The organism is Cysteiniphilum marinum (assembly GCF_014857925.1).
GTDB classification, from domain to species: Bacteria; Pseudomonadota; Gammaproteobacteria; order Francisellales; family Francisellaceae; genus Caedibacter; species Caedibacter marinus.
This window is the reverse complement of record NZ_JACYVZ010000013.1, coordinates 13,173-31,700: the sequence shown is the minus strand read 5'-3', so window position 1 is coordinate 31,700 and position 18,528 is coordinate 13,173. Positions and strand designations below refer to the sequence as shown.

The following is an 18,528-nucleotide window of genomic DNA, read 5'->3' as shown; positions in this document are numbered from 1 at the left end:
AAAAAGGTAAAGATGACTGTTGGCTTCGACCATGCTTAAGCCAACGTAGCACCCCTCACCCGTGCCGCTTACGCTGCACGACCTCTCCCGCAAGGGGCGAGGTAATAAATTTGTAGGGCATATTGAAACTTATTATGACTACATGCTCACCATGTAGCTGATTAAAAAGCATCTCCCCTTCTTTTGTATGGCAAACTTCATCAAAGCAAAGCCTAAAAGATATTTTATTGTATATCAACAAAAACAATCTTACACTGTCTCCATATTTACGATAATAACGAGTTTTTGAATATGACTGATTTAAAAATAAAATCAAACAAGCTTAGCATGATGCACTATCAATTATTTGATACACTCGCCCAATTAAACAACTTTAGACTAACTGCCAAGCACTGCAATACCACATTATCCAAAGTTTCAAATGCTATTAAAGAACTTGAACGCCATTACAATGCTACTTTATTTTATCGTAATACAAGAAATGTCAGCATCACACCAGAAGGCCAAAAAATATGGCATACGATCAAAGAGTTACTTGCTCTTGAAAACAATCTCTACACTCAAATTCACAGTGTAGAGAATAATCTATATGGGCTACTTAAAATTGGTGTGCCACAAAGTGTTTTCAGTGAAATATGCATCCCATCGCTTAAGTTTCTGAGCCTAGAACATCCGCAACTACAGTTGGATTGGCATATTGGCAATTATCTTCCAAACATTATTGCAGATAACTTTGATGGTATTATTTTTTGTGGTTTGCTACCTCCTCACCTTGATTACTATGCAGCAAAAATAGGCACATGGACAAAAATCACTTGTGCCACACAAACCTATCTTGATGATCATGCTGATATTAAATCACCATCGGATTTAGCCCAACACAAGTGTATTGATCATAGTCACAATTTTAAAGGCACATGGGAATTTAAAGTTCATGATGAAGTGACGCATATTGCAGTAGCAGGACAGTACAAAAGTTCCTCAAGTAAATCATTATTAGATATGGCGTTAAGCGATCTAGGCATCGCTTATCTGCCCTCTTTTACTGTGCAATCAGCTATTAAACACAAAAAGCTTATGTCGATATTGCAAGATTATCAACCACCAGCCTTAGACTGTTACTTGATTACTAAAAAGTCGCTTAAAGATGACCCAAAACTGCAAGCTTTATTCAATACCATAAAAGATCATTGGCTTTAAAGCGCCCAATAATTGGCTTCGACTAACGCTCAGCCAACGTAGCACCCCTCACCCGTGCCGCTTACGCCGCACGACCTCTCCCGCAAGGGGAGAGTTGAGATTCGTAGGGGCGTATTGCATACGCCCACCTCCGTTAAACGCCGAAAGGACGCTTAACAATAAACCGACTTAAGCCAATCCAAAGATAAAGATAGCTAAAAAAGCTTAGCCAACCAGCAAAACTACCAAAACGATAAAGCCAACTAATTTGTGACAACATATGGTTAATATCAGCATTTGCCTGCTGCATTAACACTTGCTGCATATAAGGAATTGCGAGGCTGCTAAATAATACAACCACACTAAAAACAACCAATAAAACGCCTGTCACAATTAAGTTTTTCTGTACATTTGGGCGCGTTAGTTGAATGATTTTTTTAGGGAAAAAATACAGCAACACCACAAATTCAGTCATATAAGCGATGATTGTTAAAGTAAAGCGCCAACTAAGATCAGCATTAATCTCAGGCAAACGCACAACAAACCAACTTATCACAGAGATCGCAAGCAGTAATGTCGCCCATTTACTCTTAAGAAAAAAACCAAGATAAATGCAAAAAGCAAGATAGAAAAAGGCATAAATCATGATTGATTTATCCGCACTTAGAGTAACCGCAATTTAAGCATGTTAAGCAATTATCCATACGTACCATCGCTTTGGTACTGCATTTGGTGCACAGTTGTGACTCAGGTGGAAAGTTACTGCTTGCGTCATTACTTGGTTGTTGACGTTGATCCAGCTCTTGACGCTTAGCAGCAATATATTGCTTCTGTTCTTCATCTAACTCATCATCTGGCAACATGCCAATTTTCTTTAAATGCTTTTCAATAACATCACCAATTTCAGAAACTAATGAAGGAATATACTTTCCACCACGCTTTAAATAACCGCCATTAGGATCAAAAACAGATCGTAACTCTTCAACTAAAAAGGTAATATCCCCCCCTTTGCGAAAAACCGCTGAAATAATCAAAGTCAAAGCAATCGTCCATTGAAAGTGCTCCATATTTTTAGAACTCAAAAAGATCTCAAATGGGCGACGCATCTCATGCTCAGTGCCTTCATTTAAAACGATATCATTAATTGTCACATACAGTGCATGCTCTGCCTGAGGTGGCTTAATCTTATAGGTTTCACCAAGCAATGATTCTGGACGCTTGATATTTTCACTCATTTGCTGATGTGATTTTTCTTTTTTTGTTGATTTAACTGCAACATTGTTTGCCCCATCATCGGGTTTGACAATATTAAAGCCTGTGATTTTTTTCTCTATTTTAACTGCCATTTTTACTCTTTTTACTCTAAACGGTTAATAAAAAATTTGCGATAAATCGCGCATCAAAAGTCGTCTTATTTTGCCTGAGCATGCCGATGAAAACAATCGATAATTTGTTGAAGTTTTGCTTTACTTTTTGATCTTATTGGCTGCAGTTAATAAATTCAAGAATCAATGGCTATCAGTGCCTACATCCAATTGCGTTGCAACACGCAGATTGTTCATAATCTCTGGGTTTTCAGATAAATTAGCCGCTGGCAAATTAGCTAATAATTGCCATTTAGCTTGTGACTGATCATAGGTATATAACCCATTACTTGCTAATACATAAACCGTATCATTAACCGTTTTTAATCCATAAATATTGACTTGTTTAAATGGGTTAGAATCAGCACCTAGAATCTGTCTTGGCGTATTTTTATTCGCATAATAGACCGCATGCGTGTTCAGTGAAGAAAAGTAAACATTGCCATTGCTATCAAATGCGACGGACATGTTAGAGCTCGTATCATTTGGAAAGGTAGCTATTTGTTGCCATACACTATTCTTAAGCACCTCAATACAAACCATATCTTGACCATTTTGACTACACTGCATACTTTGATAAATATCTCCAGTTGCTGTTTTACCCATGTTAAACACCTTAATAGTGCCAAGTGCTTTAGCAATCGTTTGTGTTAATGGCGAGTTGTTTTGATTGGTTAATTTATAGGTTTGACCTTGTTCAGTTGCTATGTAATATAAGTCACCTTTGTCATCTAAAGTCATTGGTATTGCATCTTTAATCGTTGATGAAACAGGTGTTGCCAACTTATTCCAACCATTAAAATCATTGGTTGAGGCTTGCGCTATATAGGCATGTGTATCCTCTATCATGCCAACATTGGACACAACAATTTGTCCTGAACTATTGATCTTGATATGTGTACGTTGACCTAAATCCCCCAATGCATCACTTAACCCCAAAAAAGTATTCTGACCGTTAATAGATAGCACTGAAGTAAAGCGCTTACCCAAAACTGGTGGATAAACATCTGGCAAAAATGGACGCTTCAATGTTTGGTAACCATTACTGATAAAAACGACACCTTGAGGAGAAATGCCAACGCCTGAAATAAAGCTATTTAACATATACTCACCTGTGCTTTTCCCAACAAATAGTACATGCCACCCCGCTTGATCATACTGATAAACATAAGGTGTTGTCTGGCTGTTCACACTCGCATACAGTACACCACTTGCCGTAAAATTAAATCTTTTATTTTTATCCGCATGAGCGCCAAGCTTGTCAATCTGTAATAAGGCCGTTGCTTTATCTCCTGTATTTACATCTTGCCCTTTGACATAAATATAACAGGTGTTATCGCTTTTCGTAGAATAAGCATCAAGCGTTAATGTATTGATTTGTCCTTTTGTAAATAACTGATCACTGTTAAAACATGATTTAGGGCACGTATTGGCACTACACCAAGATTGCGTGCCATCATAGACAGAAAACTGCTTAAGATTGTCATTAGTTAATGACACCAAAACCGACTCGTTATTAAAATTGGTATTGGTGAGTTTAATCGCTTTGACACTCGGATAAACCGTATTATCATCTTGCGATATTTCGGCATTAACCCCGCTTTTGGTTAAATAGATATTACTATTAATCGCTGCCGTTATATTGGTTTGTTTTGCTAGGCTTAAACGATAACCTTTAGCATCGGGTGACGCGTTTAATTGCGTATACTTAATCCCAATATAACAGGTGCTATTTACCGCTAATGTCCCACCCACTGCACAAGATACTTGACCATTGGTTGGTGCGATAACACTCAGATAGTCACCTTGTAGTGGTTGATTTGTTGTGTTTTGATATAACTGAAATGCATCCAAACTATTAGGCAGCTGCCAAGCAAAGGCACCGTGATTCACCATCGCAACATTGATCACGCTATTATGCGAATCCATATTAATGTAATGCGATGCTTCTTTAAAGCCAACATCCGCACCTGCAATTGTTACATCTTGATCAGAGACTTGATCTTGAGTGCTATAAGCTATTTGATCAGAAAAATAATTAATATTAGCAAAGCGCTTATTAAAATCCTGAGCTTGATAGGCATTATCTGCAACTTGATATGACAGCACACAACTTCTGCCCGCTGCCAATAAGGTATCTTTCTGGCACGTTTTTTGAATATTTTGCGTATTCTGCATATTTTTAAGTGTCACACCTTGTGGCAATGTCAAATCAATCGTTTTGATCATCATTGCCCGAGTACTATGATTGGTAAGTGTCTGTTGATACTCCCCTGGTGTTTTAATATCAAGACTTGATAAGGTTGCTGGTACTGAATAGGCATTAACGCTAATCGGAACCAAATCTTGCGCATTATCTGCAATCACCTGAAAAATGGGGTTATCATGGTATTTGTTTTGCTCAAGCGCTTGATAGAAATACTTAATTGCCTCACCCGCAATATTCTCATCAGGCTTAACAAGAAGCGCTATCGTCAACGTTTGCTTAGATGCTAACATTGTCGTATTAGCCGATACCATCTTCGTAATTGTACTATAATGACCACCTGTAATATCTTGTAAATCTAATGCAGCAATCACTGCATCTGGTGCGTGACTTAGGTCAATTTTCACACCTTTGACTGCTTCATTATTAGGATTATGAATCACAAACTGCATCATGCCACCTGGTGTCATCGTGATGGATGATTGCAACTGCAAAACATTTGTCATCTCACTGGCAGGTTTAAATATTGTTTTCACAGGCACTTCAATCGCTGTTTGCGAGGCACCACTTAATGCGATCTTAACATCACCATTAATGGCAGTTGGTGCCAAGGATTCAACACTATAGTAAAGATTACAACTTTGCGCTGCTTGCAGGTTTACACCTGTGCCATTTGACCAACATGAATCTGCATGGTCAGACTCAAGATGAACATACTGAGCAACAGTTGGTGATATCGATACTGCTGTAATGTGCACAGATTTTGATGGTGATTCAGCAGCACCGACTTGATTCATTTCAAACGTTTGATCCATACCTACCTTTACTTGAACTTCAACCTCTGAGCTTCTATCTATTGCGGTTTCTGGCGTTAATTGCTCAGGCATGTTACTGCTGACTGCAAGAGGGCTTACTATTGGCGCCGAACCACTGCTAGTGCCACCACTACCACCACAACCAGCGATGGCTAATACCGTCATACTGGTTAAACAAAATACTGTTTTCTTCATCCAATGCATAGATATTCCTCTTTGGCTATTTTTAAATGACAGAGATAAATTTAAGACCCATAACACTATGACTGCTATGGATCTTGTTAGATTACAAAGTGTACTAAGCACACCTTAAGAAGATAAGTGTATAAAATACACCCTATCATTTTTGATTTTAGCTATTACTGTTTTTTAATCTGCATACCATTGACCACATCGATATCTTGAAACTTAGGAGATGAGCCCAACATTGGGATTGGGTTCTCAGTCTGCCATGGTGAGTTTTTATCATAACCCATCATATACATTTCATTGACTGAACCATCCGTGCTAAAGTGTGTTGTCTCACGCTTACCTAACATATAGATATATTGATCGACTAAATTTACAGGGTTATAGATAATTTGCAGATTGAGCACACCATAATATGGATTAACTGATTGGCTTATGAGCTGATAGCCCGCTGTAAGCTCGCCTGACAAGCTCACTGGATCAATTAATACCATGTCACTTGCTTGACACTGATCATTACCTGTAATTACCGATAAAACACCATTTTCTTTACAGCCCAATACGGCTTTGTATACTTTTTTCATTGTCGAATTACCACCTTTTTGTGACGTACCTGTCGGGTGTGTACCAAACAGAATGTCATAGTGCGGCACTGGCGTTAATTGTATTCTTGGGTTAACTGCCAAGGTGAAAATCTGTCCATATTGGCCTGAGCCCGCCGGTGGGTTATGGTCAGGAATAGACTCTAAATTGTTCCACTTGTTATTACTATATAATGCAACATTACCATTATTCTTATACTCAGAGATCATCAACAAAGTGGGTCTATCAGGATTATCATTTTTAAGTGTAAATGGGAGCGTGTTTAATTCACCCAAATAATAATACCCAGATGGCGCATCATAATACTTCTGCCATGTTGGTGAGCTTGGTGCACCTGGCACACCAATCTCATCAACAGGAATACGATAGATCTCTTGATCTTGAGACACCGTAGCATACAAATACCCTTTGTTAAACTCAAGTGATGTAATGGTGACATTCTTTGTTGAATTAGCAACCAATTGCATTCCTTGATTAGTTAGTTGATAAAGTGTCGTATAACGCCCATCAGCATAAACATTACCATGATCATCTGTTGCTAAATCAGCAACACTAGAGCCTTCTGTTGAGGTTTGCCCTATCTCTTGCCAATTATTAACATCAAATAAAAAGCCATCTGCTTTGTCTAAAATATTATGATATAACTTATTGTCTTTCATGAGATATAGATTTTGTAATGGCCTTAATTCATAGCTTTTCATCTGTCCTGGCAAGCCAATTGATATATGATCAATGGCAAGTGCTGGATCATTTGTTTTATGCACGTAGACTTTACATTGACTTGGTGTAATACTCTCTCCATCGATTGTTGCCGCTGGCATGAACACCTTACCATTATCGATATCACACGACTTGGGACAGGTAAGCGCTGTACACCATGGCGAATTAATACCTGTCGTTAACACTTGATAAGCATTTTGGTTTTGTGGCATGCCGATATCTATTTCCTTAGCAAGCGATGTGTAGTTGGATAAGGTAATTGCTTGCGTGTTTAAACCAACTTCGCCACTATCAACATGACTTTCAAAGCCTAACTCATCAACAACATGCAAGTTGAGCTTACCACCATCAATCGTCAAATGAAGATCCGGAGAAACTTGCATAGTATAATCACCTGCAACAACATTACTATGCGCCTCAATCGTTAAATTACAACTCTCACCAGTTGCCAATGAAGTTAATGCAGTACAAGAATTTGTCGTGGCACCTACCACTGCAAAGTTTGAGCTAACTAGCTGCCCTGCCTGATTATAAAAATGTATATCATTTGCTAAGCTTGTTGCAGTTGGAATTTGCCAGTTAAATGCACCTGTATTCTCAATCGTCATATTCACTGTGCTTGTTGCACCTTGCTGCGGGCTAAGCATGTATAGATTACCATGTGTTAATTGCGCCTTGTTTTGTGTAAGGTTTATCGGCACATCATATTTAACACCACCACTTAAGGTGATCTCAAGCTTTGGTTTCACGCCATTGCTAGTTATGTGACTATTAGGATCTGCATTTAAGCTAACACTCTTTAAATCGCCATAATGCAATGTCAATGGAATTGCATGATCATTTACAAGACTTAAACCAACGCTATCTCCTGCAATCAAAGCAATATTTTCAAGCTGTGTTTGTAAGCTTCCGCTATATTCAAATTGATAGAAATGATCCCCAGGTGAATCAACATTAATACTTGAATCAGCTAAATCAAATGGTGCTTTGACATCAACTGGTGGACAAACTTTATTACCATTAGATGCTGTGGCATAAATCAAACAGCTTTCTGCATTATCGAGCAAGCTATCTTTATTGGCATTTAACCAATCAGATACACTTTGATCCATCGCAGGTGTGAAACTAAACTGATAAGATTGTGAGGGTGCTAAGCTGTTAATCACCAGATTATCACTATCTCCTGTTAAAACTTCAGGGATATGCAGCCTCACACCACTTAAGCTTTCATATTGTGACGGATTGTTGATTTCAATGGTATTTACCTTACCTGCTGTTATGGTTAAATCACTTAATTGCGGTGATATATAATCCACACCACTATCACCACCTACCGTGAGTGCTTGATGCAGAAGCTGTATGTTTTGCCCATCGACTGTCGCGTGAACATTGATAAAGCCATTAACGGCTTCGGTTAATGCTGCTTCACTATTAAACATAAGCTTTTGTCGAATAGTGCAATGCTCACCAGATTGTAATGTCATGCCATCAACGCAACTGCTTATTTCAGCTTCATTTGCAAGACTAATCGTGGAGTGTCCTTCTAAGCTAAAGCTTGGGATACTATCTAATGTAATAGCATGCGTTGCATGATTTGTTAGTTGATAACTCACGTACACCGGATTTTCATCTGCCCCTACTATCGAGGATTTGACCTTATTTGGTACAAATCCCGCATCAACTGGATCAAATAAATAAGTATTTGTCGTTGTTGTATAAATCACGTTCTTTGCATCTGCTAAATTGCTTTTAGCCGCAATCTCAAGGGCGATCTGATCAGGTGCCGTATGACTTAGATCAAGTACTAATGTACAACTTTGCCTAGGCGCAATACTACCTGCACTTAAGCAGCTAGATTGCGCGGGAGCAAGGGTTACCCCTTGGGCAAGCTCGTTATTTGCTAAATCAATGATTTTATAGTCAGCACTATCATCACTGACATGCCAGTCAAATTGACCATTATTGGTAATCGTTAATGTTTTTTGTAATGTACTGCCTTCTATTAATGGCTTTTGCATCTGGCTTAAGAAGTTAGCAATGATATTGATATCATGACTTGTTATCTGATTATCAACGCTAATTTGTTTTTGCAATGATTTGTTTTGATTGTTCAGGCTATAATCTACTTGATACATTGCACTTCCCTCTGCTGAGCTACTGACTTCAAGCGGGATATGCACTGTACTATTGGCATTAATTGTTAATGGAAAATGAAGCGCTGGGTCAAGGCTTACTCCTGTCATACCATGACCTAAAGTCAAGTTAGTAACAACCATCGGGCTCGTTGTTGGATTATGTAAACTAATCGACTGATTATCAGTGGCCGTTAATGTTTGATTATCTGCCTCTAGCGTATATTTAGTTACGTCAAAGCTTGGGTACAATGCCAGCATGTTTGCTGCTGTTAAGCTTAAATCATGTGTTATTTGATTCGTTAATAATGAATCATAGTGCGCGTCAATATAGCTCTCAGCTGCAACGCTTGAGTTAAAGCTCAGTGTAAAGATATAAGACTGACCCTGCTTTAATACTGGAATCATTAAGCTTGATTGGCTTTCAGCTGTTAATAAATCACGTAAATCTTGCGGTAAATGTAATGCTAAATTAACAATATCTTGATCGCTATTATTCTTCAATGTGATTTGTATACGTTCATTATTTATGCTACTTGGTGTGACTTCACTTAAGCTTACACTCGGCAATACCGCACTGGCATCATTGCTTGATGCCGCAATCACATTAAGCGCTGATAGGTCAAGTTGCGCAATATTTTGATGTGCTTGTGTATTAATATCGGCATCAATGCTGATTTTCCCTTGGGCAAGCGCACCAAGATCAGTCGGATTAACAAGACCGATGCTTAATACACAGCTTGCGCCACTTGCTAAGCTCATACCGTCTTGACAGGCGTTGGCATCTGCTAAGGGATCATTAACGCTTTTGTAGCCTTGAGGTAGATGCACTTTAATATTCGTCATCGCTTCCTGATCATCATTGGATAATAATAAGCGATATATTGCCTGAGTCTCTGTGGTATTAAGCACGTAAGGAATCAGTTGATACTTAGGTGATAGTGATACCTTTTGATCAACCAAGCTTAAACTCACTGTTTTGACGCCATCTTGTGCAACATTAGCACCCAATGGAATATTAATAGCGGCACTATCTGGCACATTTTGGGCAATATCTTTGGTGTAGCTTACATTTAACGTGCAAGAGCCGCCAGGCTTAACCACTTTGCCACTTAAGCAACTTTGCCCTGTTGAGGATGCGCTTACCGAAATGCCTTCGCCGCTCACCTCATAATCACTTGCATTTATAGAAGGATACCAATCAAATTCGCCATTATTGGTAATCGTTAACGTTTTAACCAAATGATCAACATACGGTAATACATGACTATTGACACTTAATGATTGTGCTTTGATTAACGCATCAATATCTAATTGATAATCTAACGCTTTTGTTTGATTGCCAGAGTGTGTTTGATAGTCGACACGAACTTTAACAACACGCTCGGCAACATCGCTATCAAGCTTGATATAAAGCGTTTTGGTTGAGTTAGCTAAGACACTTAGCTGGCTTTGATTAATACTTATCCCTTGTTGAATAATATGACCTTGACTATCCAATAATGCAATGCTGACATGATCATAATTTTGGTTGGTATTGTTCTTTAGAGTTACCGGATAGAGTGTTTGTGTGCTATTAAGTGCAGCTGTTGGCGCTGATTTGATTTCTAAACCGCTATTGATATCAATATTTTGAATCATGGTTCTTTTCAAGTTATCTGCAACAACATAAAACTGATTTAATGCATTGGTAATCGTCTCTTTAGTCACATCATCGGGTAGATGAAATGCTAGTGTTGCACTTTCACCTGGCGTTAATGCGTCAATATGCAAATGTGTATCCGAGCTTATACCAGATAAAGCAGCAGGTAATACAAGCTTTAGATGACGCAAAGTTTGGTCTGATTGGTTGGTCAATACAATACTACTATCAGCACCTAACATAATTTCTAAAGGCGTTTGTTCAACCGAATATGTAAAGTTATCACTTGCCAGAAAGGTTTGATTCACAGGTGCATTAAGCGCAAAATCAGTATTACTATGCTGATACTTAATCGTCAGATGTGTACCTAAATGCACAGGAGCGTGACATGATACGCTAAAGGCAAGCTGACATTGCTCGCCTGTTGTTAGTGTTTTATATGATCCGTTACTTTGGAGACAGCTGTTTGTTGTATCCGTATTAAAAGTGGCGTTACACCCTTCAGGTAGCGCATCAAAATATGCCTGCTGTATTGTCGCACTGCTACTGACTGATGTACCAACACCCGTGATTGTATTACCTGCATTATTAGCAATCGTCACACTATCACTACAACTGGAATCACCATTTTCTGCTGCTTGACATAAGTAATTATTGCTATTACTTGCTGCAAGTACCGCAGTTACTGGCGTGTCATTTGCGCTTGAGCTGCTACCACCTCCGCCACCGCAACCAGAAAGCACGACGGCAACGGCAATGCAACTTAATTTAATGGGTAAACCAAATTTATTAAATGGGTTAGATAAATTAGAAATAAGATTGTTTTTCATACGCTCCTCTTTGAATCATTCTGATATTTAACATCACAAATACAAAACTGGCCAATGTTTGTGCCAGGGAGCATAGTTATACTTTTTTTAAATAGGACTTATTAGTGTATAAAATACACCCTGTATTTTATACTTGTGTCCTCACATTTCTCATCTAGACTTGATACAGTCAGGTGTTAACGGATATAGCCATATGGATAATAAGAATACAAAAAGTGATAAGATTAATAAAAATGACAATAATGACAACAACCCTGAAAACGATAAAAACACCTACTATCTTAATTCATTTAGTCATTTGTCAACAAAAGATATGACCGCCATCTATCGCGATTGCCAATACAATGAACGTGCAATTAAAGAGATTCTGACACTTATTTCACAAGATGGCATTATCAGCTTTGATTTTTTCCGCGTGACTAAATCCTATGATTTTAATTATGTTGGCAGCACCGCACCTGATGAGCTTAAAGCTTACTTTAGATTGGGATTTTGGCAGCTTGATGCCCTTTATGGCACACTCAATCAAGAAGCCTATCGCATTATTGATTATAGTGAGTTTCCACAACAGCAGCCTGTCAAGCAAAACTTTGATGAATACCTAACACTCGTCACTGAAAGACTTTATGCTGATTATAAAGATGTCTTACTTTTTAACACCACTAAAGCCTCATTTAACTTATGCAGCTTCAAGAAAAAGGCGCAATATTTCCAACGTTTACGCTCGACAATGAATCTTATCTATAAACGCATTCATATCCAACAATTATTAACGCCCTCTGCTGAGGATATCAAACGCTTAAAAGCACAGAATACACCGAAATTTGAACAACCAAGACTTGCTTTAATTCAAGCACTTTATAATCTCACGGAAAGTGAGCTCATGCATCTTAAAACCATTGCTGCAGGTGGTTCAGCAAAGGATATTGCACGCCAATCGGGACGCTCATATCGCTATATTCAAAATATTATTCTTGAGTTGATTGAAAAGCTCGAGCTTATTAATAAGGATGAGCTTGAAACTATCGCCCAGATTATTATGACCTATGAAGATTAAAAATGCATATATGCATAGTATTTTAAAGAATTTTGCAAATCGGGGTTGCAGTCAAGCGCTTTATTGGTAAAGATATTACAAATTTTGTAATTAAGTATAATTTTAATCTTATGAAATACTTGCCTGCTAATAACACATCAACCTATGCTTCTCGAGTAACTGATGTTAACAATGAGTATTTCCATCAACTGATTAAAAGCATTGATCTTAATCAAACCATCGGCACATTAGAGCCTGATAAACAACATTTTATCTTAATTGGCTTTTGCTGTGATGAAGGTGTGAAGCGCAATCAAGGGGTTATAGGAGCCAAAGAAGGTCCTGAATACTTTAGACGTGCGTTTTTTAATTTAGCAGCACATCTCGCGAGTAACACCAGGCTTTATGATGCGGGTAATGTTTATTGCGATAGTGAAGATCTTGAGTCAGCACAGCAGTTATTAGCAGAATATGTCGCTAAAGTCATACAACTCAACGCCACACCGATTGTCATCGGCGGTGGGCATGAAACGGCTTGGGGGCATTTACAAGGTCTTTATAAAAAGAAGCTTAATCCTGCAATTGTTAATTTTGACGCACACTTTGATTTGCGAGAAACTTTAACAGGTAATCTTGGCAGCTCAGGTACCCCTTTCTATCAAGCATCACGTTATTTGCAAGATCAGCAACTAGACTTTAATTATTATTGCTTGGGTGTACAGCCATTTGCTAATACCAACCGTTTATTTGATTACGCACATGCGACCAATACACAATATTTGCTTGCTGAGAACATCAACAACAACTCACAAGATTTGTCATTTATTGACAAAATCACAGCACAAAATAAGCAAATCTATATCACGCTATGTCTTGATGTTTTTCAAGCAGCACTTGCCCCAGGGGTTAGCGCACCACAAGCATTAGGTATTGATAGCCCTTTTGTTATAAATGCTTTGCGTAAGCTCAAGCAATCTAAACAAGTTATTGCTTTAGATATCGTTGAGCTTAATCCAAAAAAAGATATCGACAACAGAACCGCTAAGCTTGCAGCAGCACTTCTTGCGAATTTTCTACAAGCTTAAACTTAAACCTTAATAGGAGGAATTTATACTATGTCACGCACAATCAAAGCCGCAACAGGCACCAAACTTAGCGCTAAATCATGGCTCACTGAAGCGCCTCTTCGCATGTTGATGAACAACTTGGACCCTGATATTGCCGAGCACCCACAAGACCTTGTTGTTTATGGCGGTATCGGTAAAGCGGCACGCAATTGGGAATGTTTTGATAAAATCGTTGAATGTCTTGAGAAGCTTGAAGATGATGAAACACTACTTGTTCAATCAGGAAAGCCTGTCGGTGTTTTCAAAACGCATGCCGATGCACCACGTGTGCTGATTGCCAATTCAAACCTTGTACCACACTGGGCAGATTGGCAGCACTTCAATGAGCTTGATAAAAAAGGCTTAATGATGTACGGGCAAATGACCGCTGGCTCTTGGATTTATATCGGTTCACAAGGCATTGTCCAAGGCACCTATGAAACTTTCGTTGAAATGGGACGCCAGTATTATAACGGCGACTTATCCGGCAAATGGATTCTCACAGCGGGTCTTGGTGGCATGGGGGGTGCACAAACACTTGCAGGTGTTTTAGCTGGCGCTTGTGTGTTAGCCATTGAGTGTGATGAAAGTCGTATTGATTTTAGACTGCGTACCAAATACGTCGACTACAAAGCCAAGACTCTTGATGAGGCAATGGCTATTATCAATAAAGCCTGCGCTGAAAAGCGTGCGATCTCTGTTGGTCTTTTAGGAAATGCTGCTGAGATTTTACCTGAAATGGTCAAACGCGGTATTAAACCTAATGCAGTCACCGATCAAACGAGCGCGCATGATCCATTAAATGGCTATTTACCAATTGGTTGGAGCTTAGAAAAGGCTAAAAAAGAGCGTCAAAGCAATCCTGATCTTGTCGTTGCTGAAGCTAAAAAGTCAATGAAAGCGCATGTAGCAGCCATGCTTGAATTTGCCAAGCAAGGCATTCCAACTTTTGATTATGGTAATAACATTCGTCAAGTCGCCTTTGATGAAGGCTTGCAAAATGCGTTTGATTTCCCAGGTTTTGTGCCGGCATTTATCCGCCCACTCTTTTGCCAAGGCATTGGACCGTTTAGATGGGTTGCTTTATCGGGTGATCCTGAAGATATTTATAAAACTGATCAAAAAGTTAAAGAGCTTATGCCGCATGATAAGCATCTACATAATTGGCTTGATATGGCAAAAGAACGCATTGCTTTTCAGGGTCTTCCGGCACGTATTTGCTGGGTTGGTCTAGGCGATCGTGCTCGCCTTGGTTTAGCATTTAATGAAATGGTCAAAAATGGCGAGCTTAAAGGTCCTATCGTCATTGGTCGTGATCACTTAGATTCAGGCTCTGTCGCAAGCCCTAATCGCGAAACAGAAAGCATGAAAGACGGCTCTGATGCGGTATCTGATTGGCCGTTATTAAATGCCCTGCTTAATACCGCAGGAGGAGCTACTTGGGTGAGTCTACATCATGGTGGAGGTGTCGGCATGGGCTTTTCACAACATGCCGGTGTTGTTATTGTTGCCGATGGCACTGAAGCTGCAGCGAAACGCTTACAGCGCGTATTAACCAATGATCCAGGCACGGGTGTCATGCGTCATGCCGATGCCGGTTACGATATCGCCATTAATTGCGCCAAAGAGAAAGGGCTAAACTTACCCATGGTTAACGCCAACTCAAAAGATGATCATTGCACCTTAACCAAGAAAGAGGCATTCATATGAGTGAAGTGATGAACCACGCCAATACAAATAACAACAAGGAGTTAAACCCACAAAGCTTTTGCTTAATCCCTGGTGAGCTTAGCCTTCAGGATATTGAATTACTGATTACTAGCGCCTGCCCTATTCATTTGGATGATCGTGCTTATGCTAAAGTAGCAACTTCTCGCAGCATTGTTGAAGAAGTACTAAGTGCTGGCAAAACAGTTTATGGCATCAATACTGGTTTTGGTTTATTGGCCAATAAGAAAATTCCAACAGCTGATCTTAAAGAGCTACAACGCCGTATTGTTCTCTCTCACGCTACCGGCGTTGGTAAGCCATTAGATAATGACACGGTTAAGCTCATCATGCTCCTTAAAATCAACAGTCTTGCGCAGGGCTATTCAGGTGTCACACAGCAGACCTTAGATGCGTTAATCGCCTTTTATAATCATGGTATTTATCCGGTGATCCCAGAGCAAGGCTCAGTTGGAGCATCAGGTGATTTAGCACCTTTGGCACATATGAGTATGCCGCTTATTGGTGAAGGGGATGTTAGTTATCAAGGCCAACGCATCAGTGCACAAGACGCTTTAAAACAAGCAGGTTTAAGTGCTATTAAGCTTCAGGAAAAAGAAGGCTTGGCCTTACTTAACGGCACACAAGCATCAACAGCGATTGCTTTAATGGGCCTGATTAAAGTTGAGCGTAATTTCAGTATTGCCACTATCGCTGGCGCTTTAAGTATTGAAGCAACCTTTGGCAGTATGAAACCCTTTGATCCTGTTATCTCCCAGATCAAACGCGTTGAGGGGCAAATCATTTTCTCACAAGTAATGCGCAATTTGCTGGAAAACAGCGAAATTATGCATTCGCATGATCACTGTGACAAAGTGCAAGACCCTTATTCCTTACGCTGTCAACCACAAGTAATGGGGGCAGCATGGCAAGTGATCAATGATGCTAAACGTAATTTATTAAATGAAGCCAATGGCGTATCTGATAATCCGTTAATCTTGCCCGAAACCAAAGAGATTATCTCAGGTGGCAACTTCCATGCTGAAATGGTCGCTATGAGTGCCGATATGCTAAGTATTGCTTGTGCTGAGATCGGTGCGATTTCTGAGCGTCGCATTGCCCTTTTGATCGATAAGCATTTAAGCGGCTTACCTGCCTTTTTAATTGAAAATGCCGGACTTAATTCAGGCTTTATGTTGGCACATGTGACTGCATCATCATTAGCCAGTGAGAATAAAACACTGGCGCATCCGGCATCTGTTGACAGTCTGCCAACTTCTGCTAATCAAGAAGATCATGTCAGTATGGCAACTTTTGCCGCACGCAAATTAAACACGATTGCTCAAAATGTATTATCTATCTTAAGTATTGAGGTTCTTGCTGCTTGTCAAGGGGTGTCACTAAGAGCGCCGCTTAAAACATCCAATCTATTAGATAACAAATATCGCCAGATTCGCGCTAAAATCCCTTATTACGATGAGGATCGCTACTTTGCACGCGATATCGAAAATGCCACAGATGTCATCAAGCAACATGCTTTCTATAGTGATGTTCACACGCAACTTTTTCAAGCATAAGAAAGGTTAATAACATGTATGATCTGATCATCCAAAATGCGCGCCTTGTAACCTTCGATCAAGACGAGCGTATTTTGGATAACTCCTCCTTAGTCATCAATGAAGGTAAGATCATTGATATCTTAGCCAAAGGTTCAGCACTACCTAAGGCACGTGAAACCATTAATCATAATGGTCAGCTAGTGACACCAGGACTCATTGATTGCCACACACATCTTGTCTATGGTGGCAATCGCGCGGATGAGTTTGAAATGCGTTTAAATGGTGCCTCGTATGAGGAAATTGCCAACAAAGGCGGCGGCATTCGTTCAACCGTTACAGCAACACGTAACGCTTCTTTAGATGCATTATATCATAGTGCTCACAGACGCCTTAAGCAAATGATGCAGTATGGCACAACCACTTGTGAAATTAAGTCAGGTTACGGCTTAGATATCGATACTGAAATAAAGATGCTTAAAGTTGCGCAAAAACTTAACACATCAAAAGGTGTCGATATAATACCTACCTTTTTAGGTGCCCATGCTTTGCCACCTGAGTTTGATGATAAGGATCAATATATTGATTTTATTATTACTGACATGCTGCCAGTGCTTAAAAAAGAAAATCTAACACACGTTGTTGATGGATTTTGTGAGAATATTGGCTTTTCACACACACAAATAAAACGCCTGTTTACTCACGCCAAAGCACTTGGGTTTCAGTTAAAGCTACATGCCGAGCAGTTATCTGATCAAAAAGGTGCGGCGCTTGCCGCTGAATTTAACGCCCTATCAGCTGATCATTTAGAATATCTTGCAATCGAAGATATTGCCAAACTGCGCGCGGCAAACACAGTTGCTGTTTTATTGCCTGGGGCTTATTATTTCTTACGTGAAACCAAGCTGCCACCGATTGCTGAGCTTCTAAAGAATCATGTCAAAATTGCTATTGCTACTGATGCAAACCCAGGCTCATCACCCTTTTTGTCATTACCATTGATGATGAATATGGCATGCACTTTATTTCGCATGACGCCTTATCAAGCCTTTCAAGCAACAACGATTAATGCGGCTTATGCACTTGGCATTCAAGATCAAAAAGGGAGTATTGACATCGGTAAATGTGCTGATTTAATTTTGTGGGATTGCACTCATTACAATCAAATTATCTATGATGCGACATTAAATTACCGTAAAACAACCATTAAGGATGGTGAGTTGCTCGTTTAGGCTGTATTGTACCATTATGGGTGCTATCATCGCCTATTTATCAATAAGTGCTTTTTTATTTCAACAATATTTTGGTCCAAGTGAAATCCACTACGCCATTGTATTTGGTATTGGTGAAGCGTTTATTGCTGTAGGCCTGTTTGCCAATGGCATGGCAATTATTGCTACTGTTATTCTATTTGGCATCAAAGATAAAATACAAAACTAAAGC

Annotated in this window: 11 protein-coding genes; 7 read left to right on the top strand and 4 right to left on the bottom strand. The window is 39.4% G+C overall.

Features of this window, described 5'->3' with window-relative positions:
• The first annotated feature begins 291 nt into the window (after positions 1–291).
• Positions 292–1,200, top strand: a complete 909-nt coding sequence (locus IE867_RS07650) for a LysR family transcriptional regulator (protein WP_192484137.1) — start codon at positions 292–294, stop codon at positions 1,198–1,200.
• 133 nt (positions 1,201–1,333) lie between these two features.
• Here IE867_RS07650 and IE867_RS07645 read toward each other — a convergent pair whose 3' ends face one another.
• The 4 genes from IE867_RS07645 to IE867_RS07630 all read right to left on the bottom strand — a co-directional run bounded on the left by IE867_RS07645 (position 1,334) and on the right by IE867_RS07630 (position 11,680).
• Positions 1,334–1,825, bottom strand: a complete 492-nt coding sequence (locus IE867_RS07645) for a hypothetical protein (RefSeq protein WP_192484136.1) — start codon at positions 1,823–1,825, stop codon at positions 1,334–1,336.
• Positions 1,826–1,832: 7 nt separating this feature from the next.
• Positions 1,833–2,525 (bottom strand): TSCPD domain-containing protein, encoded by a 693-nt coding sequence (locus tag IE867_RS07640; RefSeq protein ID WP_192484135.1) that lies wholly within the window; start codon positions 2,523–2,525, stop codon positions 1,833–1,835.
• 162 nt (positions 2,526–2,687) lie between these two features.
• Positions 2,688–5,759, bottom strand: a complete 3,072-nt coding sequence (locus tag IE867_RS07635) for a hypothetical protein (RefSeq protein ID WP_192484134.1) — start codon at positions 5,757–5,759, stop codon at positions 2,688–2,690.
• A gap of 164 nt (positions 5,760–5,923) precedes the next feature.
• A complete protein-coding gene (locus IE867_RS07630) occupies positions 5,924–11,680 on the bottom strand; it encodes a hypothetical protein (RefSeq protein ID WP_192484133.1) in 5,757 nt (1,918 codons plus the stop codon).
• A gap of 193 nt (positions 11,681–11,873) precedes the next feature.
• Between IE867_RS07630 and IE867_RS07625 the strand changes: the two genes are divergently transcribed.
• From IE867_RS07625 to IE867_RS07600, 6 genes are all read left to right on the top strand, one after another.
• Positions 11,874–12,737: a helix-turn-helix transcriptional regulator gene (locus tag IE867_RS07625; RefSeq protein ID WP_192484132.1), complete on the top strand. Its 864-nt coding sequence runs from the start codon at positions 11,874–11,876 to the stop codon at positions 12,735–12,737.
• A 110-nt stretch (positions 12,738–12,847) separates the two neighbouring features.
• Positions 12,848–13,801: a formimidoylglutamase gene (gene hutG / locus IE867_RS07620; RefSeq protein WP_192484131.1), complete on the top strand. Its 954-nt coding sequence runs from the start codon at positions 12,848–12,850 to the stop codon at positions 13,799–13,801.
• A gap of 30 nt (positions 13,802–13,831) precedes the next feature.
• Positions 13,832–15,532, top strand: a complete 1,701-nt coding sequence (hutU, locus tag IE867_RS07615; RefSeq protein ID WP_192484130.1) for a urocanate hydratase — start codon at positions 13,832–13,834, stop codon at positions 15,530–15,532.
• Complete coding sequence (gene hutH / locus IE867_RS07610; RefSeq protein ID WP_225629990.1) at positions 15,529–17,106, top strand: histidine ammonia-lyase; 1,578 nt, start codon at positions 15,529–15,531, stop codon at positions 17,104–17,106. Before hutU ends, hutH begins: the two co-directional genes overlap by 4 nt.
• A gap of 14 nt (positions 17,107–17,120) precedes the next feature.
• Positions 17,121–18,317 (top strand): imidazolonepropionase, encoded by a 1,197-nt coding sequence (gene hutI / locus IE867_RS07605; protein WP_192484129.1) that lies wholly within the window; start codon positions 17,121–17,123, stop codon positions 18,315–18,317.
• A gap of 16 nt (positions 18,318–18,333) precedes the next feature.
• On the top strand, positions 18,334–18,525 hold the full coding sequence (locus IE867_RS07600; RefSeq protein WP_192484128.1) for a hypothetical protein: 192 nt from the start codon (positions 18,334–18,336) through the stop codon (positions 18,523–18,525).
• Positions 18,526–18,528 lie beyond the last annotated feature (3 nt).

Bases quoted from the DNA above. Each gene is read 5' to 3' on its own strand.
- IE867_RS07645 (WP_192484136.1), bottom strand. From the start codon at position 1,825: ATGATTTATGCCTTTTTCTATCTTGCTTTTTGCATTTATCTTGGTTTT.
- hutU (WP_192484130.1), top strand. From the start codon at position 13,832: ATGTCACGCACAATCAAAGCCGCAACAGGCACCAAACTTAGCGCTAAA.
- hutH (WP_225629990.1), top strand. From the start codon at position 15,529: ATGAGTGAAGTGATGAACCACGCCAATACAAATAACAACAAGGAGTTA.
- IE867_RS07630 (WP_192484133.1), bottom strand. From the start codon at position 11,680: ATGAAAAACAATCTTATTTCTAATTTATCTAACCCATTTAATAAATTT.
- hutI (WP_192484129.1), top strand. From the start codon at position 17,121: ATGTATGATCTGATCATCCAAAATGCGCGCCTTGTAACCTTCGATCAA.
- IE867_RS07640 (WP_192484135.1), bottom strand. From the start codon at position 2,525: ATGGCAGTTAAAATAGAGAAAAAAATCACAGGCTTTAATATTGTCAAA.
- IE867_RS07625 (WP_192484132.1), top strand. From the start codon at position 11,874: ATGGATAATAAGAATACAAAAAGTGATAAGATTAATAAAAATGACAAT.
- IE867_RS07600 (WP_192484128.1), top strand. From the start codon at position 18,334: ATGGGTGCTATCATCGCCTATTTATCAATAAGTGCTTTTTTATTTCAA.
- IE867_RS07635 (WP_192484134.1), bottom strand. From the start codon at position 5,759: ATGAAGAAAACAGTATTTTGTTTAACCAGTATGACGGTATTAGCCATC.
- IE867_RS07650 (WP_192484137.1), top strand. From the start codon at position 292: ATGACTGATTTAAAAATAAAATCAAACAAGCTTAGCATGATGCACTAT.
- hutG (WP_192484131.1), top strand. From the start codon at position 12,848: ATGAAATACTTGCCTGCTAATAACACATCAACCTATGCTTCTCGAGTA.